This is a genomic window from Achromobacter piechaudii NBRC 102461 (assembly GCF_001571245.1).
GTDB lineage: Bacteria > Pseudomonadota > Gammaproteobacteria > Burkholderiales > Burkholderiaceae_B > Achromobacter > Achromobacter piechaudii.
Genome location: NZ_BCTK01000008.1, coordinates 25966 through 51954, shown reverse-complemented (window position 1 = coordinate 51954; position 25989 = coordinate 25966). Strand labels below are relative to the sequence as shown.

19 protein-coding genes are annotated in these 25989 nt (G+C 66.9%); 7 read left to right on the top strand and 12 right to left on the bottom strand.

Annotated features, from left to right (window positions below; genetic code table 11):
* Positions 1 to 4 precede the first annotated feature (4 nt).
* The 3 genes from API01S_RS20015 to API01S_RS20005 are packed head-to-tail and all read left to right on the top strand — an operon-like array spanning position 5 to position 3173.
* A complete protein-coding gene (locus API01S_RS20015) occupies positions 5 to 943 on the top strand; it encodes a hydroxymethylglutaryl-CoA lyase (RefSeq protein ID WP_050728920.1) in 939 nt (312 codons plus the stop codon).
* A gap of 41 nt (positions 944 to 984) precedes the next feature.
* Positions 985 to 2190: a CaiB/BaiF CoA transferase family protein gene (locus tag API01S_RS20010; protein WP_061305937.1), complete on the top strand. Its 1206-nt coding sequence runs from the start codon at positions 985 to 987 to the stop codon at positions 2188 to 2190.
* On the top strand, positions 2187 to 3173 hold the full coding sequence (locus API01S_RS20005) for a Bug family tripartite tricarboxylate transporter substrate binding protein (RefSeq protein WP_061305935.1): 987 nt from the start codon (positions 2187 to 2189) through the stop codon (positions 3171 to 3173). Before API01S_RS20010 ends, API01S_RS20005 begins: the two co-directional genes overlap by 4 nt.
* Positions 3174 to 3316: 143 nt before the next feature.
* On the opposite strand, the gene API01S_RS20000 is transcribed toward API01S_RS20005, so the two are convergent.
* From API01S_RS20000 to API01S_RS19990, 3 genes are all read right to left on the bottom strand, one after another.
* Complete coding sequence (locus API01S_RS20000; RefSeq protein WP_006219273.1) at positions 3317 to 4705, bottom strand: tripartite tricarboxylate transporter permease; 1389 nt, start codon at positions 4703 to 4705, stop codon at positions 3317 to 3319.
* Positions 4702 to 5190, bottom strand: coding sequence for a hypothetical protein (locus API01S_RS19995; RefSeq protein WP_061305933.1), 489 nt, complete (start codon positions 5188 to 5190; stop codon positions 4702 to 4704). Before API01S_RS19995 ends, API01S_RS20000 begins: the two co-directional genes overlap by 4 nt.
* An 84-nt stretch (positions 5191 to 5274) precedes the next feature.
* Positions 5275 to 6561 (bottom strand): hydroxymethylglutaryl-CoA reductase, degradative, encoded by a 1287-nt coding sequence (locus API01S_RS19990; RefSeq protein WP_039884115.1) that lies wholly within the window; start codon positions 6559 to 6561, stop codon positions 5275 to 5277.
* Positions 6562 to 6693: 132 nt separating this feature from the next.
* Here API01S_RS19990 and API01S_RS19985 point away from each other — a divergent pair, with 132 nt between their 5' ends.
* Positions 6694 to 8115 carry an aminotransferase-like domain-containing protein gene (locus tag API01S_RS19985; RefSeq protein ID WP_061306090.1) on the top strand — a complete coding sequence of 474 codons (1422 nt, stop codon included), beginning with the start codon at positions 6694 to 6696 and terminating at the stop codon, positions 8113 to 8115.
* An 8-nt stretch (positions 8116 to 8123) separates the two neighbouring features.
* On the opposite strand, the gene API01S_RS19980 is transcribed toward API01S_RS19985, so the two are convergent.
* The 5 genes from API01S_RS19980 to API01S_RS19960 form a co-directional block, all read right to left on the bottom strand.
* Positions 8124 to 8918: an anaerobic ribonucleoside-triphosphate reductase activating protein gene (locus API01S_RS19980; protein ID WP_174544685.1), complete on the bottom strand. Its 795-nt coding sequence runs from the start codon at positions 8916 to 8918 to the stop codon at positions 8124 to 8126.
* The gene (nrdD, locus tag API01S_RS19975) at positions 8884 to 9066 is read right to left on the bottom strand and encodes an anaerobic ribonucleoside-triphosphate reductase (RefSeq protein ID WP_050728916.1); all 183 of its coding nucleotides are present in this window, start codon (positions 9064 to 9066) and stop codon (positions 8884 to 8886) included. The genes API01S_RS19980 and nrdD overlap by 35 nt, the downstream gene beginning before the upstream one ends.
* Positions 9067 to 9137: 71 nt before the next feature.
* Complete coding sequence (locus tag API01S_RS19970) at positions 9138 to 10898, bottom strand: ribonucleoside triphosphate reductase (protein WP_254598571.1); 1761 nt, start codon at positions 10896 to 10898, stop codon at positions 9138 to 9140.
* Between the two features lie 145 nt (positions 10899 to 11043).
* Positions 11044 to 11394 carry a DUF3325 domain-containing protein gene (locus API01S_RS19965; RefSeq protein WP_006219280.1) on the bottom strand — a complete coding sequence of 117 codons (351 nt, stop codon included), beginning with the start codon at positions 11392 to 11394 and terminating at the stop codon, positions 11044 to 11046.
* Positions 11391 to 13001 (bottom strand): PepSY-associated TM helix domain-containing protein, encoded by a 1611-nt coding sequence (locus API01S_RS19960; protein WP_061305929.1) that lies wholly within the window; start codon positions 12999 to 13001, stop codon positions 11391 to 11393. Before API01S_RS19960 ends, API01S_RS19965 begins: the two co-directional genes overlap by 4 nt.
* 245 nt (positions 13002 to 13246) lie before the next feature.
* Here API01S_RS19960 and API01S_RS19955 point away from each other — a divergent pair, with 245 nt between their 5' ends.
* Positions 13247 to 13861 carry a hypothetical protein gene (locus tag API01S_RS19955; protein ID WP_039883197.1) on the top strand — a complete coding sequence of 205 codons (615 nt, stop codon included), beginning with the start codon at positions 13247 to 13249 and terminating at the stop codon, positions 13859 to 13861.
* Positions 13862 to 13871: 10 nt separating this feature from the next.
* Positions 13872 to 16259, top strand: coding sequence for a catalase (locus API01S_RS19950; RefSeq protein WP_061305927.1), 2388 nt, complete (start codon positions 13872 to 13874; stop codon positions 16257 to 16259).
* Positions 16260 to 16336: 77 nt separating this feature from the next.
* On the opposite strand, the gene API01S_RS19945 is transcribed toward API01S_RS19950, so the two are convergent.
* Together API01S_RS19945 and API01S_RS19940 are read right to left on the bottom strand one after the other, a co-directional pair.
* Complete coding sequence (locus API01S_RS19945) at positions 16337 to 17317, bottom strand: Bug family tripartite tricarboxylate transporter substrate binding protein (RefSeq protein ID WP_061305924.1); 981 nt, start codon at positions 17315 to 17317, stop codon at positions 16337 to 16339.
* A gap of 34 nt (positions 17318 to 17351) precedes the next feature.
* Positions 17352 to 18734, bottom strand: a complete 1383-nt coding sequence (locus API01S_RS19940; RefSeq protein ID WP_061305923.1) for a M20 family metallopeptidase — start codon at positions 18732 to 18734, stop codon at positions 17352 to 17354.
* A gap of 111 nt (positions 18735 to 18845) precedes the next feature.
* Here API01S_RS19940 and API01S_RS19935 point away from each other — a divergent pair, with 111 nt between their 5' ends.
* Complete coding sequence (locus tag API01S_RS19935; RefSeq protein ID WP_006219286.1) at positions 18846 to 19757, top strand: LysR family transcriptional regulator; 912 nt, start codon at positions 18846 to 18848, stop codon at positions 19755 to 19757.
* Positions 19758 to 19812: 55 nt separating this feature from the next.
* Here API01S_RS19935 and API01S_RS19930 read toward each other — a convergent pair whose 3' ends face one another.
* The gene (locus API01S_RS19930; RefSeq protein WP_061305921.1) at positions 19813 to 22893 is read right to left on the bottom strand and encodes an efflux RND transporter permease subunit; all 3081 of its coding nucleotides are present in this window, start codon (positions 22891 to 22893) and stop codon (positions 19813 to 19815) included.
* Positions 22890 to 25970: a multidrug efflux RND transporter permease subunit gene (locus API01S_RS19925; RefSeq protein WP_061305918.1), complete on the bottom strand. Its 3081-nt coding sequence runs from the start codon at positions 25968 to 25970 to the stop codon at positions 22890 to 22892. Before API01S_RS19925 ends, API01S_RS19930 begins: the two co-directional genes overlap by 4 nt.
* Positions 25971 to 25989: the final 19 nt, after the last annotated feature.

Genomic DNA, 25989 nt, shown 5'->3' with positions numbered 1-25989 from the left:
GGCCATGACGGAGAATTCCGCCCGCGCCCCGCAGGTCCTGATCAGCGAAGTCGGTCCGCGAGACGGTTTGCAGTCCGTGGCGGCCACCATGCCGACCGAGGACAAGCTGCGCTGGATCGATGCGCTGGTCGCAGCCGGCGTGCGCGAAATCGAAGTGGCCTCGTTCGTGCCGGCGCGCCTGTTGCCGCAGATGGCGGACGCCGCCGAGGTGGTCGCTTACGCCGCTCGCATTCCGGGTTTGACGGTGATGGCGCTGGTGCCCAATCTGCGCGGCGCCGAAGCCGCGTTGCGGGCCGGCGTACACAAGCTGACGATGCCAGTCTCGGCCAGCCACGCGCATTCCCTGGCCAACGTGCGCAAGACCCCGCTGGAAATGGTCGATCAGGTGCGCGCCATTGCCGCGTTGCGCGACGAACTTGCGCCCGGCGTAAAGCTTGAGGCCGGCATTTCCACCGCGTTCGGCTGCACGCTGCAAGGCCTGGTGCCGGAAGACGACGTGATACGCCTGGCGACGATGTGCGTGGCGGCGGGCGCGGACGAATCCGGCTTGTCGGACACCGTCGGCCATGCCAACCCCGCGCAGGTACGACGGCTGTTCCGCCGCCTGCGTGCCGAGCTGGGCGTCCAGGCCGGCGCTGCCCATATGCACAACACGCGCGGCCTGGGTCTGGCCAATTGCCTGGCCGCCTGGGACGAAGGCGTGCGCACCTTCGACAGTTCGCTGGGCGGGCTGGGCGGCTGCCCCTACGCGCCGGGGGCCTCGGGCAACGTGGTCACCGAAGACCTTGTCTTCATGTTCGAGGCCATGGGCATCAGCACCGGTATCGACTTGGCCAAGATCATCGCGGCGCGCCAGCCGCTGGCCGCCGGCCTGCCCGGCGAACCGCTGTACGGCATGACGCCCGACGCCGGCCTGCCTCTGGGTTTCACCCAGGCGCGCTGACGGCATTCGCTTATCCCCCTAGCAATCAAGGTGCATTTTTCATGACTAGCCGTGCAACGTCCCGCCTTCCGTATGAAGGCATCCGCGTCGTCGAGTTCACCCACATGGTGATGGGGCCGACCTGCGGCATGCTGCTCGCGGATCTGGGCGCGGAAGTGATCAAGGTCGAACCGATAGGCGGCGACAGCACGCGCCGCCTGCTGGGTTCGGGGGCGGGCTTTTTTCCGATGTTCAACCGCAACAAGAAAAGCATTGCGCTGGACCTGAAGCAGCCCGAAGGCGTGCAGGCCGCGTTGCGCCTGATCGACACCGCCGACGTGGTCAGCGAGAACTTCAAGGCGGGTGTGATGCAGAAGCTGGGCCTGGACTACGCCACGCTCAAAGCGCGCAACCCCCGGCTGATCTACGTCAGCCACAAAGGCTTTCTGCCTGGCCCCTACGACAATCGCACCGCGCTGGACGAGGTGGTGCAGATGATGGGCGGGCTGGCCTACATGACCGGCCGCGCCGGCGATCCGCTGCGCGCGGGCTCCAGCGTCAACGACATCATGGGCGGCATGTTCGGCGCGATGGGCGCCATGGCCGCGCTGGCCCAGCGCGAACACACGGGCCTGGGCACCGAGGTGCAGGCTTCGCTGTTCGAGAACAACGTGTTCCTGGTCGGCCAGCACATGATGCAGTACGCCATGACGGGCCGCGCGCCCGCGCCGATGCCCACCCGCATTTCCGCGTGGGCGGTGTACGACGTGTTCACCGTCAAGGATGGCGAGCAGATTTTCCTGGCCGTGGTCAGCGACAAGCAGTGGGACATCTTCTGCCGCGCCTTCGGCCTGGAAGAATGGCTGTCCGACCCGCGCCTTGCCACCAACAACGACCGGGTGCGCGCACGCGAATGGCTCATGCCGATGTTGCGCGCGCACTTTGCGGGCCATGACGCAGCGGCGCTGGCGGCGCGCTTCGAAGAAGAAGGCTTGCCGTTCGCGCCCATCACCCGCCCCGAACAACTGTTCGCCGATCCGCATCTGAATGCCACGGGCGGCTTGGCGCCAATCACGTTGCCCGACGGGCGCGAAAGTTTCGTGCCGCTGGCCCCCCTGACGCTGGACGGGCGGCAGCCCCCCATCCGCTTGCAGCCTCCGGCTGTGGGCGAACACACCGACGCGCTCTTGCGTTCGGTCGGTTATCGCGACGACGAGATCGCGGCCTTGAAGGCAAAACGCATAACAGAAGGAGACCAACCATCATGATCGCTTTGACCCGACGCTCGTTCCTGGGCGCCACGCTTTGCGCGGCCGCGTTGCCGCTGCGGCTGCGCGCCGCGTCCGCTTTTCCCGATGGCCGGCCGATCCGGCTGATCGTTCCGTACACGCCGGGCGGCGGCACCGACTCGGTGGCGCGCGCCATCGCGGCCAAGATCACGGGGTCGGTGGGCTGGTCCGTGGTGGTGGAAAACCGCCCCGGCGCGGGCGGCAATATCGGCATGGACTACGTGGCCAAGACCAAGCCCGATGGCTTCATGCTGGGCCTGGGCCAGACCGCCAACCTGGCCATCAACCCGGCCTTGATGCCCAAGATGCCGTTTGACGCCAGCAAGGATTTTTCGGCCGTCGCCATGATTGCGTCGTTGCCCGTGGTGCTGGTCGTCAAGGCCAATGCGCGCTGGCAGACGCTGGCCGATCTGGTCAAGGAAGCGCGCGCCAATCCCGGCGCGATCAAGCAGGCGCTTGCCGGGTCGGGCACGGTTGGCCATCTGGCGGGCGAGCTGTTGGCGTACCAGGCCAAGTTTGAAGTATTGAATGTGCCGTACCGGGGCGCGGCGCCCGCGCTGAACGACCTGCTGGGCGAGAACACCGACTATATGTTCGCCACCCCGCAGGCGGCGCAAGAGATGCTCAAGGGCAATGTGCTGCGGCCGCTGGCGGTTACCGCCCGCGAGCGCCTGTCTATCTTGCCCGACGTGCCGACCGTGGCGGAATCCGGCTTCGAAGGTTTCGAGGCGCTGGACTGGAAGGCGCTGGTGGCTCCGGCCGGCACGCCGCCCGAGGTCATCGCCGAGGTCAACAGCGTGGTGCAGAAGGTGCTGACGGACCCGGCCACTATCGCCATGTTCACAGCGGAAGGCAGCAAGGCCATGGGCGGATCGGCGCAGTCGGCGCAGCAGTACATCCTGGACGAGCAGAAGAAGTGGGCGCGTCTGATCCGCGAGGCGAACATCCAGACGGCGGCTTGATGTCGTCGGATTGATGTTGGGGTTTGATGCGGGCGGCTGGTTCAGCCGCTTTGTTCAAACGGCTCGTTCAAGCGCCTGGATAAGCCCCGGTGGGATGCCGTCATACCGACGGCACCCCACCGGGGCGCACTGCGCGGCGGCGATCAGGTCATCAGCTTGACGATCGCCGGCACCGACAGCACCGCCGTGTAATAGCCCATGAACTGCACGCCGGTATTGAAGCCGAACAGCCTCGACAGCAGGCCGCCGAACAGGCCCATCGTCAGGATCACCAGCAGCCCCAGGAATTGGCCTTCCCAGATGCTGATCACGATGATCAGGCCGACGAACGTGGCGATGATGGCTTCGTGACTGACCCGACGCGACACGAACAGCGCGGCGCGGCGCGCGAAGTTCATCGCGAACGGATACGACACCAGCGCCGCCAGCAGCACGGCCAGCATGCCGTAGCCCAAAAATTCCCAGTGGTTCAGCAGGTTGTGCAGGTTGTGCGTCTGGCCGGTGGCCGCGTCCACGGTGAAGCGGGGCGGAGCGTTGAACAGCGGCGCGGCCGGCCCTGCGGCGACGGGACTCAAGGGCAGGCCGAATGCGATCAGCGGAATCAGCGCTTCGGCAATGTAGGTGGCCTCGGTGACGCCATTGCGCGCGGACAGCACCGTCGTCAGCCGGTGGTACGCATGCTTGATGCGCGACCCGACCAGTTCGCCCAGCACGACCGTCATGGCAACGGGGCTGAACACGAAGGTGGCGCTGGAGATGGCGGCAGTCGCCAGGGTCCAGCGCGTCTGCGTGCGGTCCATGACCTTGAGCGGGTTGGGAAAATACCCCGACCATCCCTTCACGTCAGGCGCCAGCGAAAAAGTGCGGACCTTCTCGCGCATCATCTTCGTGCGGCCCATCGGTGAGATCACCGTGAACAGGTCGGCGATCAGCGGACCGATGGCGATGCCCAGGAAATAGCTGATGCTCAGTTTGACGCCGTACTTGGCCGTCAGGCTTTGCAGCGCGATGATGACTACCACGAACGGCACCAACAGCGCCACCGCGGCCCAGCGGCCGGCCGAGAAGTAGGCGATCAGCACCGCCGCCGCCAGGAAGATCCACGGCGCCGACTTGGTGATGGCCGCGCCGAACGGCGCGAGCAACACCGCGAACAAGACGGCGAGCGGCACCGCGACAAAGGCGGCCACGATGGCGCCGGACACCATCTTGCGCAAGGCAATGTGCGGCACGCCCAGCTTGCGCAACATGTTCGCGTCTTGCAGTAGCGGCGTGGCCAGCGTATCGCCTGGTATGCCGAGCAGCGCCGTGGGCACCGCGTGCGTCATGTGCTTGGCCACGGCGCCCGCCAGAAAGAAGGTGAACACGCCCGCAGGCGGCACGCCCAGCAGCACCACCAGCAGGGTCAGCGGCGCCAGCGTGGTGGTTTCGTCGGTGCCGGACACCAGGCCGATGGCCGCGAAGACCACCGCGCCCAGCAGGCCCATGGCGGCCGCCACCATGATCTGTTCAAGCAGGATCGGGTCGCTCATGCCAGCGCCTCCTTGGTGGCGCCTTGCGGCGGGGTCGTCAATGAAGGCGAGGGCGCATGCTGGGCAGGCGGAGGTTCGGTGAACAGTTCGTACAGGCCCAGCTCTTTCAGTTCGCGCACCACCGGTTCGGGCAGGTCCGACAACGCACCCAGGCCGCCCGGCTGTTCGGCCAGTTCGGCCAGCACTTCGGCGCGCCAGGCGGGGTCGTGCGCGGAGGTGTGTTCGATGACTTCACGCTTGGGCGGGAACAGGCGCGCGCAGATCACGCCGGCGGTCACGCAGCCGGCCAGGCCGGCCAGCATGGCGTAGGCGTGCGCCAGCTCGGGCGAGGCCACCATGCCGCGCAGCCAGCGGCTGGCGGCGAAAAAGCCCGTCACGCTGATGGCGATGCCTATGCCGATGGCCCACGCCAATTGGCGCAGGTCCACGGTGTCGTTCCAGACTTCTGCCAGGCGCCAGGACGGCGCGGGCGATTTTGGTTCCATGTCTCTCTCCGTTGTGGTCGGGCGGCGCGGTCCGTGCCGCGCATCGCCTCTGTTCTTGTTTCCCCTGGCCGCATGGGGCGGGGCCTATCGCTTGCGCAGTTCCTCCAGCAAGGCCAGCGCGCGGTCGGTGCGCACGTCCTTTTCTTCGGCCATGCGCTTGGCGACCGCATCGATCTCGGCCCCCACCGCGCCCGCCACCAGCGCGATGTTGCGCGCATGCAGGGCCATGTGGCCGCGCTGGATGCCTTCGGTCGCCAGGGCGCGCAGCGCGCCCAGATTCTGCGCCAGTCCGACGGCCACGGCCACCTGACCCAGCTCGTCCGCCGAGCGCACGTCCATGATCTTCAACGCCAGCCGCGCCAGCGGATGCGTCTTGGTGGCGCCGCCCACCAGCCCCACGGGCATGGGCATTTCGATGGTGCCCACCAAGGCTCCGGACGTGTCTTTTTCCCATTGCGTCAGCGACGTGTAGCGGCCCGAGCGGGCAGCATAGGCATGCGCGCCGGCTTCCACCGCGCGCCAGTCGTTGCCGGTGGCGACGATGACGGGGTCGATGCCGTTCATGATGCCCTTGTTGTGCGTGGCCGCGCGGTAAGGGTCGACAGCGGCGAACGTGTACGCGTCCAGCACGCCTTCGATGATCTCGGCCCCGCTGCGCTCTTTGGTGTCCAGCACCTGCGGCGTCAGGCGCACGCGGGCGCGCGCCAGCCGCAGGTCGGCCAGATTCGACAGGATGCGCAGGCGCACGGAGCCGCCGGTGATCTGCTCGACCAGCGGCGCGACGGCTTCGGCCATGGTGTTGACGGTGTTCGCGCCCATGGCGTCGCGCACGTCGACGATCAGGTGCAGCACGATCATCGGGCCGCGCGGCGTGTCCGCGAACACGTGCACGTCGATGTCCTGGCAGCCGCCGCCCAGCTCGATCAGCACCTTGTCGCGGCTGTTGGCCAGCGTCAGGATGCGATCGCGTTCGCGCAGCAGCGCCAGCCGCGCGCCGTGCGGGTCGGTCAGGCCCAGCACCTGCACCTGCGCACGCATCAGCGGGCGGGTGCTGGACGTTTCAAAGCCGCCGCATTCGCGGGCCAGCTTGGCCATGTAGGAAGCCGCCGCCACCACCGACGGTTCTTCCACCGCCATCGGCACCAGCACGTCGCGGCCGTTGACCTGGAAGTTGCCGGCCACACCGAGCGGCAGCTCGAATGCGCCGATGACGTTTTCGATCATGCCGTCGGCGCGGTCCAGGCCCAGCGCGCCGGGCCGGGCCAGCATCTGTTGTTCGTCGTCAGTCAGGTTGGCGGCCTTGGCAATGGCGGCAAGGCGCTCGGCGGGGGTCAGCGCGCGGAAGTTGGGCAGGCGTGAATCGGCCACGATGGCAGGTCTCCGTATAGATATCGAGTGGCCAGATTCTAGGTAAACTGTACCGCTATTGAGAGGTACAGTTTTGCCAAACAGTACCATCGCACTGCACCAATTTTGATGAGCGCCGCGCGCGTGAACCCCCTCATGGATGACTCCTTCAAGACCGGCCGGCGACCGCGCGGCGCGCCGATTGCCGAGAGCCTGGCCAAGCTGATCGGCCAGCAGATCGCCGATGGCGTCTATCGCCCGGGCGACAAGCTGCCATCGCTGCGCGAACTGTCGCAACTGCATCGCTACGCCAAGAACACGGTGGTGGTCGCCTTTGAAATGCTGGTCGCGCAAGGGCTGGTCGAACCGCGCCGGGGCTCGGGCTTTTTCGTGCTGGACGGCGATTACGCGCGCAAGGCGGCCGACGAAGAACCGGGCCAGTTGAGCCGTGCGATGGACATCGTCTGGCTGATGCGCGAACAGCTGAAAACGCAGCCGGACGCGGTGCAGGCGGGCGATGGCTTTCCGCCCGTGGACTGGCTGGCCGACATGCGTATGGATCGCTATCACCAGAAGGTGGTGCGCACGGGTCAGGGTGCCTTGTTCCGGTACGGCAGCCGTTTCGGTTATGGCCCGTTGCGCGAAAGCCTGGTGCGCAAGCTGGGCGACGTGGGCGTCAACGTTGCGCCGTCGCAGCTGGTGCTGACGCATGGCGCAAACGAGGCGATGGATCTGGTGATCCGCTACTTCGTGCCGCCGGGCGCGACGGTGCTGGTCGACAACCCCGGCTACTACCCGCTGTTCGGCAAGCTCAAGCTGGCCGGCGTGCGCATGCTGGGCGTGCCGCGACTGCCGGATGGCCCCGACGTGGTCGCGCTGGAAGCCTTGTTGCAGCGCGAGAAGCCGCGCCTGTTTTTCACGCAGTCGCTGGCGCACAATCCGACGGGTTCCGATATTTCGCTGGGCAAGGCGTACAAGGTGCTGCAACTGGCCGAACGCTACAACCTGATGATTGTCGAGAACGATGCGCTGGCCGACTTCAAGCCCACGTCCGCCGTGCGGCTGTCGGCGCTGGACCAGTTGGAACGCACCATCTACATCGGCAGTTTTTCCAAATCGTTTTCGGCGGCGCTGCGCGTAGGCTTCATCGCCTGCAACGCGGCGCTGGCCAGCGATCTGGCCGACCTGAAGGCGCTGGTGCACGTCAGCAGTTCGGAGTACTGCGAACGCATGGTCGACGTGATGCTGCGCGACGGCCATTACGAGCGCCATCTGGCCAGGCTGCGCCAGCGTCTGGAAGCGGCCACCGGCCATGCCTTGCAGGTGCTGGACTCGCTGGGCGCGCGCGTGTTCGCGCGGCCTTCCAGTTCGATGTATCTATGGGCGGCGTTTCCCGGCGTGGAGGATTCGCTGACGCTCGCCGCCGACCTGATGCCCGAAAAAGTCATCATGGCGCCGGGCCGCGTTTTCAGCGTGGATCCCACCGCCGTCTCGCCCTGGTCGCGCTGCAACGTGGGCGCCATCGGCTCGCCGCGCTTTCATGCGGTGTTGACGGCGGCGTTCAAGCGCAGGGGTTGATGCAGCGATCAGCGGTACACGAAGTCGTCGAACAGCGGCTTCATGCGGGCCAGGGCCTGCGCGCTCAAGGCGCGCGCGGGCGGTGTGCCGGGCGATGCGCGCGCGGCCTGCACGGCAAAGCGCCGCACGCCTCGGTGCGCCAGCGTGTCGGCCAGCGCCAGTAGCCGCGCTTCGTCCAGCCAGTCGGGATGCCAGGTGATGCGGCATTCGAAGTCCTTGCCCGCCGACAGCAACTGCGTCAGGCACGCCATCGCCGGGCGCTGCGAATCGCGGCGGCCGGTGATGTCGTCGTAGCCTTGCGCATCGGCCTTGATGTCCAGGCCGATCCAATCCAGATGACGCATCACATCGGCCAGCCGCAGCGGATAGATGCCCGCCGTGTGCAGGCCCACGCGATAGCCCATGCGCCGCACGTCGCGGATCAATGAGGGCAGTCGCGGTTCGGATAGCGGTTCGCCGCCCGAGAAGACCACGGCGTCCAGCAAGCCCGCGCGGCTCTCAAGAAACGCCCGCGCGTCGCGCCAGTCATACCGCGCGGCGCGCGTTTGCAGCTCGGTGTTGTGGCAGTAATGGCAGCGCCACGGGCAACCGGAAATGAAGACGACCGCCGCCAACTGGCCGGGCCAGTCCACCGTTGAAAAGGGCACCACGCCGCCGATGGCGGGGGCATGGCGGGGCAGGGCTTGCGCCACCGGCTGCGGCGGCGCGCAGTAGGCCGGCCTTGCGGCCAGCCGGCGCGTGCCGGGCTCGGTGGCGCGAGGCGCGCCCTCAGGCGCGTTGCTCGACGAAGAAGCGGCGTTCATTGAATTCGCCTTGTTTGCCGGTGTTGAAGGAAGCAACGGGGCGGTGATACCCCATCACGCGGGTCCAGACTTCGCAGCGCACGCGCTGGCTGTCGTCCAGGGACGGGGCGGGCGCGTGGGCGGCGATGGGCAGGGTCAGGGTTTGCATCAGGGACTCCTTGAAGGGGTGGGAAAAGTGGGCATGAGGAACCAAGACGTCGATATCGATGTGGGCAGGCGTCAGGCCTGCTCGCAGCAGGCGGCCTGACGGGCCAGCAATTCGGCATCGCATTTGGGGCAGAACTCGTGGTGCCCGGCCAGGTAGCCGTGGTTCGGGCATATCGAAAACGTGGGCGTGACGGTGATGTAGGGCAGCCGGAAATTCGACAGCGCGCGGCGCACCAGCTGCTTGCATGCCTCGGCCGAGGACACGGCCTCGTTCATGTACAGGTGCAGCACGGTGCCGCCCGTGTATTTGCCTTGCAGCGTTTCCTGCAATTGCAGCGCATGGAACGGGTCGTCCGTGTAGCCCACGGGCAGTTGGCTCGAATTGGTGTAGTACGGCTGCGCGTCGCTGCCGGCTTGCAGGATGCCGGGATAGCGCTTGCGGTCTTCGCGGGCGAAGCGATACGTGGTGCCTTCGGCCGGCGTGGCCTCCAGGTTGTAAAGGTGACCGGTCTGCTCCTGGAATTCGGTCATGCGGGCGCGCACGCGATCCAGCAAACGCACCGCCAGCGCGTGGCCGGCCGGCGTGGTGACATCGTCCGCGTCATTGGTGAAGTTGCGGATCATTTCGTTGATGCCGTTGACCCCAAGCGTGCTGAAGTGGTTGCGCAGCGTGCCCAGGTAGCGGCGAGTGTACGGGTACAGCCCCTGGTCGATGTAGCGCTGCACCACGGCGCGCTTGGTTTCCAGCACGTCGCGGCCCAGCGCCAGCAGGTGATCCAGGCGCTGCATCAGGCGCGCTTCATCGCCTTGGCAGGTGTAGCCCAGCCGGGCGCAGTTCACGGTCACGACACCGACGGATCCGGTTTGCTCGGCCGAACCGAACAGGCCGTTGCCGCGCTTGAGCAATTCGCGCAAGTCCAGTTGCAGGCGGCAGCACATCGACCGAACCATGTGCGGTTCCAGATCGGAATTCAGGAAGTTCTGGAAGTAGGGCAGCCCGTAGCGCGCCGTCATCTCGAACAGGCGGTCGGTGTTGGGATGGCCCCAATCGAAATCCGGCGTGATGTTGTAGGTGGGTATCGGGAAGGTGAACACGCGCCCCTTGGCGTCGCCGGCCATCATCACTTCGATGTAGGCGCGGTTGATCATGTCCATCTCTTCTTGCAGCTCGCCATAGGTGAACGGCATTTCTTCGCCGCCCACGTAGGGCACCTGTTCCTTCAGATCGGCCGGGCAGGTCCAGTCGAACGTCAGGTTGGTGAAGGGGGTTTGCGTGCCCCAGCGGCTGGGCACGTTCAAGTTGAAGATCAGTTCCTGCATGGCCTGCTTGACCTGCGCATAGGTCATCGCGTCGCGGCGGATGAAGGGGGCCATGTAGGTGTCGAACGAGCTGAACGCCTGCGCGCCGGCCCATTCGTTTTGCAGCGTACCCAGGAAGTTGACGATCTGCCCGATGGCGGCCGACATATGCCGGGGCGGGGTGGATTCCACCTTGCCGGGCACGCCGTTGAAGCCCTCGGTCAGCAGTTGGCGCAACGACCAGCCGGCGCAATAGCCACTGAGCATGTCCAGGTCATGGATGTGGATGTCGCCCTCGCGGTGCGCGCGTCCGGCCTCGGGCGTGAAGACATGCGACAGCCAATAGTTGGCCGTGACCTTGCCGGCCACGTTCAGGATCAGACCGCCCAGGCTGTACCCCTGGTTGGCGTTGGCGTTGACGCGCCAGTCGCGCTGGTCCAGGTATTCCTCCATGGCGCTTTCCACATCGACGCGCGGCGCGGGGTCAATGGCGGTGGTCGGGACGGCGGGGGAAAGAGAGGGCTGAAGTCGCATCACTGACACCATATGTAGTAGGGTGTCGAAACTGTATCACCACATATGGTGGTGATGGGGGCGAACTCAGCCGGGCTTGATGCGGGTCAAACAGCGTGGCGGAGACGGGTAAATCGCAATGCCGCCAGCCGCTCCAGGCGGGCCATCAAAAACCGATGCCGACGCCTGCCAACGAGATCGCCACCGCCAGCGCGGCGGTGCGGGCAGCGGGCCGGGGCGACCAGGAAAGCATGCCGACCCACAGCAGCGCGCCTGCCGACAGCCAGCCCAGCCACGCCACCACGCCCACCGTATTGCCCCACAAGCCCACGCAAGGCAGCAAGGCCAGCGCCAGCAACAGTACGCCCGCGCCGCGCAGCACGCGGGTATGCCCCGCCGACGGGTCGCGGCCCCACACCTGATCGTAATGACGCGGCATGGCCAGGCTCAGGCAGGCCATGCCGGAATAGGTCAGCAGCAAAGCCATTGCGATGGCGTAGAGATCATTCATGTTCATGCCGCTGCCTTTTGGTTCGCGCGGGGGGTGCGCTGGGCGGGCGCGGATTGTGGCGTCTTCCACAATCGGATGGCCGCCCACGCGGATAGTACGCCAATGGCGACGGCGACCAGTTCAACGCCCAGGCTTTCCCAGTCGCCACGGCCGATCTGCGCCCAGGTGTGGTCGCCCAACGTTGCCCACGACAACAGTGGCAGCAATAGGCACAAGGCGGACAAGAGGCCTAGCTGCGTGATCCACGCGCGGCGCGGGCGTGTCATCCAGGCATGTGCCAGCATCAGCGCCCACACGCCGAAAAAGCAGCGCAGTTCCCACAAGGCGCGGTTTTCCAGTGCGACGGGCAGCAGCCGGTTGGCCCAGAAGAATCCGATGCACGCCACCGCCAGACCCGCCAGCGCGGCCACGTTCAAGCCTTCGATCAAGCGGTACATGCGCGCGGTGGCCGCGCCGAATTCATGCCCCAGCTTGGCGCGCCGCTTCACCATGAACAGCACCGCGCCCGTGCCCATCATCGCGGCGCCCGCCAGGCCGCAAAGAAAGTACAGCCACTTCACGGCCAGCCCGCCGAAGGGCGCCATGTGCAGGTCGGCCATCACCTGGCGCACCGTTGCAAGCGCGCCGCCGTTGACGTCGCCTGGCTGGCGCACGCGCAGCACCTGCCCGGTGCTTGCCTGGAATTCGACCATGCCGGTCGTCGCGCTGATGTTGCGCTGCGCGTCGCTGGCTTCGTTCCAGCCGTAGACCGCGACGCGCATGGACGCGTCTTCGGGGTTCAAGATGACGACGGCGCGCGCGCTCTGGCCGATCATGGATTCGGCGCGCGCGACCAGCGGTTCCAGCGGCGGCATCGCCAAGGCCTGAGCCGTGCGCTGCGGTTTTTCCTCGCCCTGCATTTCAGACAGGTACAGGCGCATCGCTTCGACGCCCGGTCCATAGTGCGCGACGACGGGTGCGGGCATCAGCTCCGCGCTGGATATCACGATGCCGGTGTAGGCAATCATGAACTGGAAGGGCAGGGTCAGCACGGCGACCGCGTTGTGCGCGTCCAGCCAGGAGCGCTGCCCTTTGCGGGCGCGGAAGGTGAAGAAGTCCTTGAAGATGCGTTTGTGCGTGACTACGCCCGACACCAGCGCGACCAGCATCGCCATCGTCGCAAACGCCACGATCCACAAGCCGAAACGGCTTTCGTGCAGCATGTAGTGAAAGCTCACGAAGTGCTCGCCGCCCAGCGTGGCGCGAGCGGCCTCGTCGTGGTGTTCGGCCAGCGGCGCGCCCGTGTCCGGGTCCAGTTCGACGCCGGCATACATGCCGTGGTCGTCAAACCAATAGAGCGACAGGCCATTGTCGTGGCCCCGGTCCACGGGCCAGATTTCCCACATGTCCGCGCCTGGGTGATGGCGCGCCATGTAATCGGCCGCCAGTTCAAGGCGGCGGGCGCGATCCACGGGGGCGCTCGCTTGCTCTGCCGACGCCGCTTCGGCAGCGTGGTGCTCGGGCGTCATCCAGTGGGTGATGGGCTCGCCAAAGAGGGCGAGCGAGCCGGTCAGGAACACCGCGTAGAGCAGCCACGAAAACCACAGGCCGACCCAGGTGTGCAACCAGGCCATGGACAGGCGAAAACCGGATTTCAGAGCGAGCCTCTTGTTGTGAATTGCCGCCGCAAACGGGTGGGCAAGAATGTTGTATTGAGAATGGTTGCGATTCTAAGCGAAATGGGGACGACGTAGTCGATGTGGTCAGGCCGGCGCAGCGGTCGATGCAGGAACGGCGCTTGCTGAAGGTGCGCCTCATGCCGCCGGGTTCGCAGATGCAGGGCGCGGCCGGCGACTGATCCGTGGACAAGGAGCCCCTGATGAAACGCAAAACGGCAAACGCCAAACAAATCAATGAATTGCTTTACCAGGCGCTGGAGACTGAAATCGGCGGCTTGTCGGTGTACGAGACCGCCGTGTCCTGTGCCGTCAATGAAGACCTGAAGAAAGAGTGGAAGGAATACCTGGAAGAAACACGCACGCATCACCGCGTGCTTTTGACCGTGTTTGAACAACTGGGACTCGATCCCGCCCGTCAGACGCCGGGGCGCGAAGTGGTGCGTCACCTTGGCGAGTCGCTGGTCAAGGCCATGAAGCTGGCCATCAGCGCAGGCGACGCCGACGCCGCCCAGCTGGTGGCGACCGAGTGCGTGGTGCTGGCAGAAACCAAGGACCACGCCAATTGGTCCCTGATCGGGCTGATCGCCGAGCAGCATTCCGGCAAGGAAGCCGCAATCCTGAAGCAGGCTCACGACGCAGTGGCGCTGGACGAAGACCATCACCTGTATCACACGCAGGGTTGGTCGCGCGAGCTGTGGGTGGAATCGCTGGGATTGCCCGCCGTGCTGCCCCCGCCCGAAGAAGTCAAGAAAGTGAAATCCGCCATCGGCGCGTCGCGCGCCGAGCAGGCCCGTGGCGAAATGCTCAAACACTAGGAGAGCCTTGATGGCAACCAAGAAACCCGCAAGCAAAGGCGCCGCTGGCGCCGTCGATACCGCCTATATGAATACGGACAGCGGCCCCGCCGCGGGTCCGGCCGGCAAGCCCTCGCACCCGGCGCTCAAGCGCGCCGCCGCCACGGGCGCCACCGCCGCCGCCATGCCGCACAACGCCAACAAGGCGGCGGAGTATGGCGAGGAAGGCGCGCGCTGCCCCTATACCGGCGCGCAGTCGACGCCGCCGGATCCGTCCGTGGGCGCCAGCTCGTTGTCGGAATCCGAGGCCAACGAGAAGACAGGTGGCCCCGCCGCGCCCGGCGTCAACGCGCTGGATGGCCGGCTGGGCCGTGTGCGCGCCGATGGCAGCGGCCAGGTGCTTACGACGAATCAAGGCGTGCCGGTCGCCGACAACCAGCATTCGCTCAAGGCCGGCCTGCGCGGCCCGGCCCTGCTGAAAGATTTCATCCTGCGTGAAAAAATCACGCACTTCGATCACGAACGCATCCCCGAACGCATCGTGCACGCGCGCGGTTCGGCCGCTCACGGTTTCTTCGAGTGCTATCGCCCGTTGACCGACCTGACGGCGGCCTCGCTGTTCGCCGAAAAAGGCAAGCGCACGCCGGTGTTCGTGCGCTTTTCCACGGTGGCCGGCGAGCGCGGCTCCAAGGACACAGCGCGCGACGTGCGCGGCTTTGCCGTCAAGTTCTATACCGATGAAGGCAACTGGGACCTGGTGGGCAACAACATGCCGGTCTTCTTCATTCAGGACGCGATGAAGTTCCCGGACCTGGTTCACGCGGTCAAGCCCGAGCCGCATCACGGCATGCCGCAGGCGGCCTCGGCGCACGACACGTTCTGGGATTTCGTGTCGCTGATGCCCGAATCGACCCACATGCTGTTGTGGGTGATGTCCGACCGTGCCATTCCGCGCAGCTACCGCATGATGCAGGGCTTCGGCGTGCACACGTTCCGCTTCGTCAATGCAAGCGGCGAATCGCGCCTGGTGAAGTTCCACTGGACCCCGATCCTGGGCACGCATTCCCAGGTGTGGGACGAAGCGGTGAAGGTGTCGGGCGCGGATCCCGACTTCCATCGTCGCGACCTGTGGGAAGCCATCGATGCGGGCAAGGGGCCGGAATGGGAATTGGGCGTGCAGATCTTCACCGAGGAAGAGGCCGAGGGCTTCAGCTTCGACGTGCTGGACGCGACCAAGATCGTGCCCGAAGAGCTGGTGCCCATCGTGCCCATCGGCCGCATGGTGCTGGACCGCAACCCCGACAACTTCTTCGCGGAAACCGAGCAGGTGGCTTTCTGCACGGCGCACGTGGTGCCGGGCGTGGACTTCACCAACGACCCGCTGCTGGCCGGACGCATCCATTCCTATGTGGATACGCAGATCTCGCGGCTGGGCGGCCCGAACTTCCACGAGCTGCCCATCAATGCGCCGATTGCACCGGTGCACAACAACCAGCGCGACGGCATGCATCGTCAGACGATTCATCGTGGCCGCGTGGCCTACGAGCCCAATTCCCTGGCGGGCGGGTGTCCGTTCCAGGCCGGCATGGACGGCTTCGTGCCGTTTCCCGAGCCGATCGCGGGCGACGAATTGCGCGGCCATCCCGAGAAGTTCGCGGAACACTACAACCAGGCCACGCTGTTCTACAACAGCCAGACCGATTGGGAAAAGCAGCACATCGTGCACGCTTTCTCGTTTGAACTGAGCAAGGTGACGGTGCCCGCCATCCGCCAACGCATGGTGGCCTCGCTGCGCAACGTGTCGGACGAGCTGGCCCAGCAAGTCGCCGACCAATTGGGCATGGCCTTGCCGGAACCGCTGCCGCGCGCAATCGCGCAGCCGCCCAAGCCCGAAGTGGAAGTGTCGCCCACGTTGTCGCTGACCGCCCGCCCGGGCGATGGCGGCGTGGCCACGCGCAAGGTCGCCATCCTGGTGGCCGAAGGCGTGGACGAGGGCGCGGTGTCGGCCGTGGCCGACGCGCTGATGCAGGCTGGCGCGGTGGTGCGGCTGGTGGGCCAGCGCATCGGCCCGGTACAGACCGAAGGCGGCGGCATGCTGGATGCCGACGCGTCGCTGGACAACCACCCGTCAACGTTGTTCGACGGCGCGGTGGTGCCCGGGGGCGAAGCCGCCGTGGCGCGATTGCAGGCGGATGGGCGCGCGCTGGAATTCCTGCGCGATGCCTACCGGCACGGCAAGACGCTGCTGGGGCTGGGTCGGGGAGGCCAGTTGTTCGGGTCGGCGGGCATTGCGCCCGACGAGGCCGATGAAGGCCTGTTGATGGGCGGCGGCGCACCGGCCAAGAGCGCGGCGGCCTTCATCAAGGCCTTGGCCAAGCATCGCCACCCGGAACGCGAAACGATGCCGCCGATGGTCTGAGGCCGACAGGCAAGACAGACCGGCGCCTGGCCGTGCACGCTAGCAAACGTGCGCGGTCAGGCGCTTTTTACTGCGCGCTATTCCAGCTTGATGTCCGCGCGCTTGGCCACGGCGCTGAACGTGCGCACTTCTTTTTCGATCTGGTCCTTGAACGCCTGCCCCGGCAGGAACACGGGTTCAAGCGCCAGGTCGGACACAGCCTTTTTGACCTGCGGGTCTTGCATGATCTGCGCGACCGCGCGGTTCAACGTGTCGATCACGGGAGCGGGCGTGCGCGCGGGCGCGGCCAAGGCGTACCAGCCCACGAACGACACTTCGGGTATGCCGGCCTCGGCGAAGGTCGGCACGTCCGGCATCTGCGGCACGCGATGCTCGCCCGTGACGGCCAGCGCGCGGACCTTGCCGGCGCGCACCTGCGGCGCGGCGGAGGAAACCGTGTCCACGCCCAGCGACACTTCGCCGCCGATCATTGCGGTGATCAGTTGCGCGCTGCCCTTGTAGGGCACCGGCATCATCTTCGCGCCAGCGGCTTCGGCAAACATCTCGCCCGCCAGATGCGGCGCCGAGCCCGGCCCGAAGGTGCCGTACATCAATCCGCCCTTGGTGCTTTGCTGCTTGGCCAGCGTCGCCGCCTGCTGCACGGTGGTGGCGGCCAGCCCGTTCTGCGCCAGCAGCACCACGGGCGCCATGGCCACGATGCCGATGTGTTCGAAGCTGCGGATCGGGTCGTAGGGCAGGGACGGCTTCAAGGCCGGCAGCACGGTGTAGGTGGTGCTGCCCGACAGCAGCAGCGTGTAGCCATCGGGCTGTGCGCGGGCCACGGCGTCGGCGCCGATGACGGTGGATGCGCCGGGGCGGTTTTCCACGATCACCGACTGGCCCAGGCTGCCCGACAGCTTGTTGGCCAGCAGCCTTGCCACGGCGTCGGTCGCGCCGCCGGGTGTGAACGGCACGACGATCTTGATCGGCTGTTCGGGGTAGGCGGCTTGGGCCTCGCCCGCATAGGCGGCGACGGCAAGGTTGAACGCCAATACGGCGGCACAAAATCTAGCGGTCATGGCAACGCTCTCGGTCAGTCAGTGGATCAGTCAATCAGCGGGGAACGGAATCGCCCAGGTCCCAGTACAGGCCGGCCATGATGGCCAGCCCTTCGCGCGCGACACTGCCCAGCAGGTGTTCGTTGGGCGCGTGCTGCGCGCAGGCGGGATAGGAATGCGGCACCCACAGCGTGGGCAGGCCCAGCAGGTCGGCGAAGATCTCGTTGGGCAGCGAACCGCCCAGGTTGGGCAGCAGCGCGGGCCGCTTGCCGGTCGTGCGTTCCAGCGACGCGGCCGCCCAGCGCACCCAGGCGTTGTCGGGCGACAGACGCGTGGCGCCGCCTTGCATGCCGACGCGCACCTGTACGTCTTCAAAACCGCCTTGGCGCAGGTGGTCGCGCACGTGCGTTTCCAGCGCGCGCCAGTCGGTGCCGACGACAAAGCGCAGTTGGCACCAGGCCACGGCTTCGGGCGGAATTGCGTTGACCGGCTTGGCGGGATCGCCCGCGCCGAAGGTCAGCACGTCCAGGCTGTTCCAGCCAAATACTTTTTCCGGCGCGGACAGGCCGGGTTCGCCCCACCAGTCATTGATGTCGGGATCGTCCTCGCCGCCGCCCACGTCCAGATCCGCCAGCGCTTCCCGCACGGCGGCGGGGATTGGGGGCGGGCGCAACGCGGGCACGGTGATGCGGCCCCGCGCGTCCACCAGCGTGCCGATGGCGTGCATCAGCACGATGGCGGGGTTGGCCAGCAGGCCGCCCCAGTTGCCGGAATGGTAGCCACGTTCGCGCGCGCGCAGCCGCAATTCGAAATTGACCGCGCCGCGCGACCCCATGAACAACGTGGGGCGGGACGCATGCAGGCGCGGGCCGTCGCTGGCGATGAACACGTCGGCGGCCAGCGCTTCGCGCTGCGCGTCGCAGAATTCGGCCAACCCCGGCGAGCCGGCTTCTTCGCCGGTCTCGATCAGCCAGACGGCGTTAAAGCCCAGCTTGCCGCCGCGCGCGTCGAGCACTTGCCGCAGTGCTTCCAGATTGATGCTGTGCTGGCCTTTGTTGTCGGCCGTGCCCCGGCCGTACCAGCGGTCGCCGTCCACTTGCAACTGCCACGGATCGCGGCCGGCTTCCCACTTGGCGGCGTTGCCGCGCACCACGTCGCCATGCCCGTACATCAGCACGGTCGGCAGGCCGGCTTGTTCGATGCGGCGCGCGACCAGGATGGGCAGGTCCACGCCGGCCGGGTTGGGATGCACCTCGCAGGTGAAGCCCATACGGTTCAGAACGGGAATCAGATCCTGGTTCAGATAGGCATGCTGCATGGGGGCCTGATCCGGCACTTCGCTTTCCGTCGCGTAGGCAACGCGGCGCGCCAGGGCGGCTTCAAGAGTGCCATTGTCGAAGGCTTCAATGGCTTGCAGGACGGCTTGTTCGCGGCTCAAAACGGGTCTCCGGACGAGGGAGGCACAAAGTTATTACGCATCTGTACATGCCACAATTAGATAATTAGCATCTTTGCGTTGCCTTTTTGGCATGCTTTAAAGGGAGGCGGGATGATTTCGCTGGGTCTACGCTATTTTCTTGAGGTCGCGCGCAGCGGCTCGATTGCGGGCGCTGCGGCCTCGCAGCACGTGGCTGCTTCGGCGGTGAGCCGGCAGATCGCCAAGCTGGAGGACGGCCTGGGCATCGCGCTGTTCGAGCGCCAGGCGCGCGGCATGGAATTGAGCGAGGCGGGGCGTCAGCTTGCCGCCTACGCCAATGCCGCCGCGCTGGAGGCCGAGCGGGTCACCGCCGAACTGCGCCAACGCAGCCACGTGGGCGACGTCACCATCCGGCTGGCCTGTACCGAGGGCTTCGCGCACCAATTCCTGCCCATGAGCATGGCGCAGTTCAAGCGCTCGCGGCCCGAGGCGCGCTTTCATCTGCATGTGGAACGGCCGGAAGAAGTCAGCCGTCATGTCCTGGAAGGCCTGGCGCAGATCGCGCTGCGCTACACCACCGCGCAAGATGACCGCCTGAAGACCGAGCTGCTGACTCGCGCACCCGTCTACGCGGTGATGTGCCGCAAGCATCCGCTGGCGGGGCGGCGCAGCATCGGCATGCGCGACCTTGTCCACTATCCGCTGTCGCTGGGCGATCACGGCACCACCGTGCGCCAGCTGTTCGACGCGGCTTGCGCCAACGCGGGCCTGCATATCGAGCCGGCCTACGTGTCGAACCACTCGGCGGCATTCCTGCCAATGCTGCCGGGCAGCCAGATCGTGGCCCTGTCTGGTTACCTGACGTTGATGGGCCAGCTCGGCAGCGGCGGCGCGCTGGTCGCCGTGCCCTTCAGCAATCCGGAAATGCGCCAGCGCAGCATCCAGGTGCTGACATTGCAAGGCAGGACCTTGCCGCTGCTTGCGCGCGAGTTCCTGTCGTTCATGGCGGACAACCTGACGGCCGCGCCCCGCTGGCCCGAGTAAGGCCGCGCCATGGGTGACGCGGCGCTGGCGCAGGCAGTAGCGTGCGCCTGCCGGCTCAGGCGCTGCGCCGGCGCGCCGCTCCCGTCCATTTCAGCCGCAGGCGTTCCAGCGCCAGATACACGATCGGCGTGGTGTAGAGGGTAAGGAACTGGCTGATCATCAAACCGCCCACGATGGCGATGCCCAGCGGACGACGCAATTCCGCGCCTTCGCCCATGCCCAGCACCAGCGGCAGCGCGCCCAGCAATCCGGCCATGTTCGTCATGACGATGGGACGCAGCCGCAGCATGGCGGCGCGGTGGATCGCCTGGCTGGGGGTCAGCCCTTCGCGGCGTTCCAGGCTGAGGGCGAAGTCGATCATCAAGATGGCGTTCTTCATGACGATGCCCACCAAGAGGAACAGGCCCAGCAACGCGATCAGCGTGAATTCGATGTTGGCGATGCGCAGGGCCAGCAATGCGCCCACGCCGGCCGAGGGCAGCGTCGACAGGATGGTCAGCGGATGCAGCGGGCTTTCGTACAGGATGCCCAGCACCAGATAGATCGCCAGGAGCACTGCCAGGATCAGCCAGGGCTGGTCTTGCAGGCTTTGCTGAAAATTGCGGGCGTCGCCGCCCAGCCGCGTCTGGATGGTGGACGGCACCATCAGCGTGGCCAGCGCCGCGTCGATGGCCGCCAGCCCCTGTTCCAGCGACACGCCCGGCGCCAGCGAGAAGCCCACGCCCACTGCCGCGAACAGGCCGTCGTGGTAGACGCGGTCGTTGACCAAGCCGTTCTCGTAGCTGGCGAAGGCCGTCAGCGGAACGCGCGCGCCATCGGCCGCCACCACCTGCACCTGCTCCAGCACCTCGGGGTCTTCGGTGTAGCGCGGGTCCAGCTCCAGCACTACGCGGTACTGGTTCATGGCGTCGTACATCGTGGCGACCTGGCGCTGGCTGAACGAATTGCTCAATACGCTGCTGACTGTCTGCATGTCCACGCCCAGGCGCTGCGCGGCGGCGCGGTCGATGTTGATGACGACCTGCTGCGTCGCGCCATCGCCTTGCGCGTCAACGTCGCGCAGCTCTGGAATGTTCTGCATGGCCTGGGAGATCTTGCGCGCCCACTGCCGCAGCGCCGGCACGTCGCTGGCCATGATCGCCAATTCATGGTCGCCCGAATTGCCGAAGCCGCCGGGCATGCGCAGGTCCTGGTCGACGTTCAGAAAGAACATGCCGCCCGGCACGGCGGGCGCGTGGGTGCGCAGCCAGTTGATGACCTCGGTGGACGATACGCCGCGCTCGGTCGCGGGCTTGAGCCGGATCAGGAACAGCGAATTGCTGATGCCCAGGCTGCCGCCGTTGTAGCCGATGACGTCCTGCACGGCCGGATGCCTGAGGACCAGTTGGCGGTACTGATCGATCTTGGGTTGCATGACCTGAAACGAAAAACCGTCGTCGCCGCGCACGAAACCCACCAGCTGGCCGGTGTCCTGCACGGGCAGGAAGCCCTTGGGCGCCTCCACATACAGATAGACGTTCAGGCCGATCACGGCGGCCAGCAGCAACAGCGTCAGGCGCGCATGGCCCAGCACGCGGGACAGCGATCGGCCATAGGCGTCGTGCATGCGCGCGAACACGGCTTGCAGGCGCGAAGGGCGAGGCGGTGCGTTGCGCTGCGCCTCGCCTGACGGCAGCCAGCGCGCGCACAAGGCCGGGATGATGGCGACCGACACCACCAGCGAGATGACGGTGGCCGCCACCAGCGTGATCGAAAATTCGCGGAACAGCCGTTCGACCAGCCCGCCCATGAACAGGATGGATACGAACACGACGCTCAACGCGACGGTCATGGCGACCAGCGTGAAGCCCACTTCGCGCACGCCGCGCAGCGCGGCCTTACGTGGCGACAGGCCACGTTCAAGATGGCGCGAGATGTTCTCCAGCACGACGATGGCGTCGTCCACGACCAGCCCGGCCGCCACGATCAGCGCCATCAACGACAGGTTGTTCAGCGAAAACCCCCACGCGTGCATGACGGCAAAGGTGGCGATCAGGCACACCGGGATCGCCACGCTGGGAATGGCCGCCGCGCGCGCGCTGCCCAGGAACGACCACACCACCAGGATGACCAGCGCGGTGGCCAGCACCAGCGTGATGTGCGCTTCGCGCAAGGTGGCCTTGATGCCGGGCGAGCGGTCCAGCGCCACCGTCAGGTCCACGTCGGCCGGCAGCAGCGCGCGCAGGCCGGGCAGGGCGGCGTTGATGGCGTCGATGGTCTCGATGATGTTCGCGCCGGTCTGGCGGCTGATGGTCAGCACGACGGCCGGGTTGCGATTGTGAAAGCCGCTGCTGTAGCGGTTTTCGACGGAATCGCTGACTCGCGCCACCTGCGCCAGCCGGATCACCGCGCCATCGTCGTGGCGCACGATCAGGCGGCCATATTCATCCGCGCCGCGCGGCTGTTCGGGCGTGCCCACTTCCCAGCGCTGGCCGGCAGAATCCAGTTGACCCAGCGGGCGCAGCGGCGCGGCGTCGGCGATGGCGCGGCGCACTTCGTCCAGCGCCACGCCGTAATGGGCCAGCGCATTGGGGTTGACCTGCACGCGCACGGCCGGCAGCGAACTGCCGCCCATGGTCACTTCGCCCACGCCATTGATCTGCGACAGCTTCTGCGCCAGCACGGTCGAGCCCAGGTCGTACAACTGCCCGGCAGGACGCGTGGCCGAACTGAGCGCCAGCGCCATGATGGGCGCTTGCGAGGGGTTGACCTTGCGGTAGCTGGGGCTTTGCGGCATGCCGGAAGGCAGCTCGCCGCGCGCGGCGTTCAGCGCGGCCTGCACGTCGCGGGCCGCTTCGTTGATGTCGCGGTCCAGCTCAAACTGCAACTGCACGCGGGTGGCGCCCTGGTTGCTGGACGAGGTCATGGCGCTGACGCCCGCGATGCTGCCCAGCGCGCGCTCCAGCGGGGCGGCCACGGTGCTGGCCATGCTTTCGGGGCTGGCGCCCGGCAGTTCGGCGCGCACTTCGATGGTGGGGAAATCCACCTGGGGCAACGGCGCCACGGGCAACAGGCGCCACGCCACCGCGCCCAGCAGGGTCAGCGCCACCGCCAGGAACAGGCAGGCGACAGGGCGATGCAGCAATGCGCGGATCATGCCTGGGACCCGTCAGCCCCGGCCGCCTTGCCGGTGACGCCGCGCCGCTGGCCCAAGCGATGAAAGAACAGGTAGACGGCGGGCGTGGTGAACAGCGTCAGCACCTGGCTGACCAGCAAGCCGCCCACCATGACCCAGCCCAGCGGCTGGCGCAGCTCCGCGCCGGAACCCGTGGCAAGCATCAGCGGCAACGCGCCGAACAGCGCGGCCAGCGTCGTCATCAGAATTGGCCGCAGCCGCAGCAGCGCCGCTTCGCGGATGGCCTCTTGCGGCGACAGCCCGCGTGTGCGCTCGGCTTCCAGCGCGAAGTCCACCATCATGATGCCGTTCTTTTTCACCAGCCCGATCAGCAGGATGATGCCGATGACGGCGATCAGGTCCAGCGGCCGGCCGGTCAGCAGCAGCGCCAGCAACGCGCCGACGGCGGCCGAGGGCAGCGTCGACAGGATCGTGACGGGATGGATGGCGCTTTCATACAGCATGCCCAGCACCAGATACATCGTGATGACCGCCGCCAGCATGAGCCACAGCGTATTGGACAGAGACGCCTTGAACGCCGCCGCCGCGCCTTGCAACCGCAATTCCACGGCGGGCGGCATGGCGATGTCGTCGCGTGCGGCTTCGATGGCGGCAATGGCGTCGCCCAGCGAGCCGCCGCGCGGCAGGTTGAACGACAGGTTCACGGCGGGAAACTGCGACAGGTGGTTGATGGCCAGCGGCACGGCGCGTTCGCTGACCGTGGCCAGTGCCGACAGCGGAATCGCCTGCCCGTCCTCGGTTTGCAGATGGATGCGTTCCAGCGCATCGGGCCCCAGCGCCAGGCTGCGGTCCATCTCCAGCACCACGCGGTACTGGTTCGACTGCGTGAACAGCGTGGCTACCTGGCGCTGGCCAAAGGCGTTGTACAGCGCCTGCACCACGTCATCCATCGTCACGCCCAGGCGCGCCGCCGTATCGCGCGACACTTCAAGATAGGCCTGACGGCCATTGCCTTGCAGGTCGGACGACAGTTCAGCCAGCGCGGGCGATTGCGCCAGCCGCTGCATGAGCGCCTGGCTCCACTGCGTCAACAGCGCGTTGTCGGGCGAGGTCAGGCTGAACAGGTATTGGCCCCGGCTGACGCGGTCTTCGATATTCAATTCCTGCACCGGTTGCAGCGTGAGCGAGATGCCTTGCACCTGCCCGACCCGCGCGTCCAGCCGCGCCATGATGTCGGTCAGCGGCGCGCCGCGCTCGGCCCAGGGTTTCAGGTTGATCAGCAGCCGGCCCGTGTTCAGCGTGGTGTTCATGCCGTCGATGCCGATGAAGGATGACAGGCTCTGCACGTCCGGATCGGCCAGCAGCGCCTGCGCCACCGCCTGCTGGCGGCGCGCCATGGCGTCGAACGACGTGTTTTGCGCGGACTGCGTCACGCCTTGCAGCACGCCGCCGTCCTGCACCGGAAAGAAGCCCTTGGGCACCAGCAGGTACAGCAGCCCGGTCAGTGCCACCGTGCCGACCATGACCAGCAGCGTCAGGCGCTGGTGGCGCAGCGTCACGTCCAGCCAGCCCGCGTAGCGCGCCTGGATACGGTCCATCAGGCCGGGCCGCGACTGCACGTGCGCGGGCAGCAGGCGCGCGCACATCATCGGCGTCAGGGTCAGCGAGACCGCCAGCGAGATCAGGATGGCGACCGCCAGCGTGATGGCGAATTCGCGGAAGAGCCGGCCTACCACGTCTTCCATGAACAGCAGCGGGATCAGCACGGCGATCAGCGACAGGGTCAGCGATACCAGCGTGAAGCCGATCTGGCCCGCGCCCTTGAGCGCGGCCGACATGGGGCTGTGCCCCTGTTCCCGGTAACGCGCGATGTTCTCCAGCATCACGATGGCGTCATCCACCACGAAGCCCGCGCCGATGGTCAGCGCCATCAACGTCAGGTTGTTGGTGGAAAAGCCCGCCAGATGCATGAAGCCGAAGGTGCCGATCAGGGACAAGGGCACGGCCAGGCTGGGGATCAGCGTGGCGGGCAGGTTGCGCAGGAACAGGAAGGTCACCAGCACCACGAGCCCCACGGCGAACACCAATTCCCATTGCACGCCGCGCACCGACGCGCGAATGCTCTCGGTGCGGTCGGTCAGGATGCGGACCTGCGCGGCGGCGGGCAGGCTGGCGGTCAGCTGCGGCAGCAGCGCCTTGACCTGGTCGGCCACGGCGATCACGTTGGCGCCCGGCTGGCGTTGGATATTGACCAGCACGGCGGGCTGCTGGTCGACCCAGGCTGCCAGGTAGCGGTCTTCGGCGCCGTCCTCGATGGTGGCGACCTGGCCCAGCCGCACCGGCGCGCCGTTTTTCCAGGCGACGATCAGTTCGCGGTATTCGTCGGCGCTGTGCAGCTGGTCGTTCGCGTCCATGATGACCGAACGCACGGGGCCGTCGAAACTGCCCTTGGGCTGGTTCGAGTTGGCCTTGGCGATGGCCTCTTGCACGTCGGACAGCTGCAAGCCGCGCGCGGCCAGCGCCATCGGATTGACCTGCACGCGCACGGCCGGCCGCTGGCCGCCGGCAAGGCTCACCATGCCCACGCCCGACAACTGCGACAGGCGCTGCGTCATGCGCGTGTCGACCAGGTCGTACACGGTGGGCAGGGGCAGGGAATCGGAGGTGATGGCCAGCGTCAGGATGGGCACGTCGGCCGGGTTGACCTTGCGGTACACGGGCGGCGTGGGCAGGTCATTGGGCAGCAGCGAGGCGCTGGCGCTGATGGCCGCCTGCACCTCCTGTTCGGCCACGCCCAGCGACACGTCCAGCGAGAACTGCAAGGTGATCACCGAGATGCCGCTGCCGCTGGTGGACGACATCTGCTTGACGCCCGGGATCTGCCCGAAGCGCCGCTCCAGCGGCGCGGTCACGGCGCGCGCCGTCACGTTGGGGCTGGCCCCCGGATACTGCGTGCTGACCTGGATGATGGGGTAGTCCACCTGCGGCAGCGCGGCCACGGGCAGCATGCGCCAGGCGAGGATGCCCGAGAGCAGCAGGGCGATCATCAGGAAGGACGAGGCGACCGGACGCAGGATGAAGGGGCGTGACAGGCTCATGCAGGATTCAAGTCAGGGG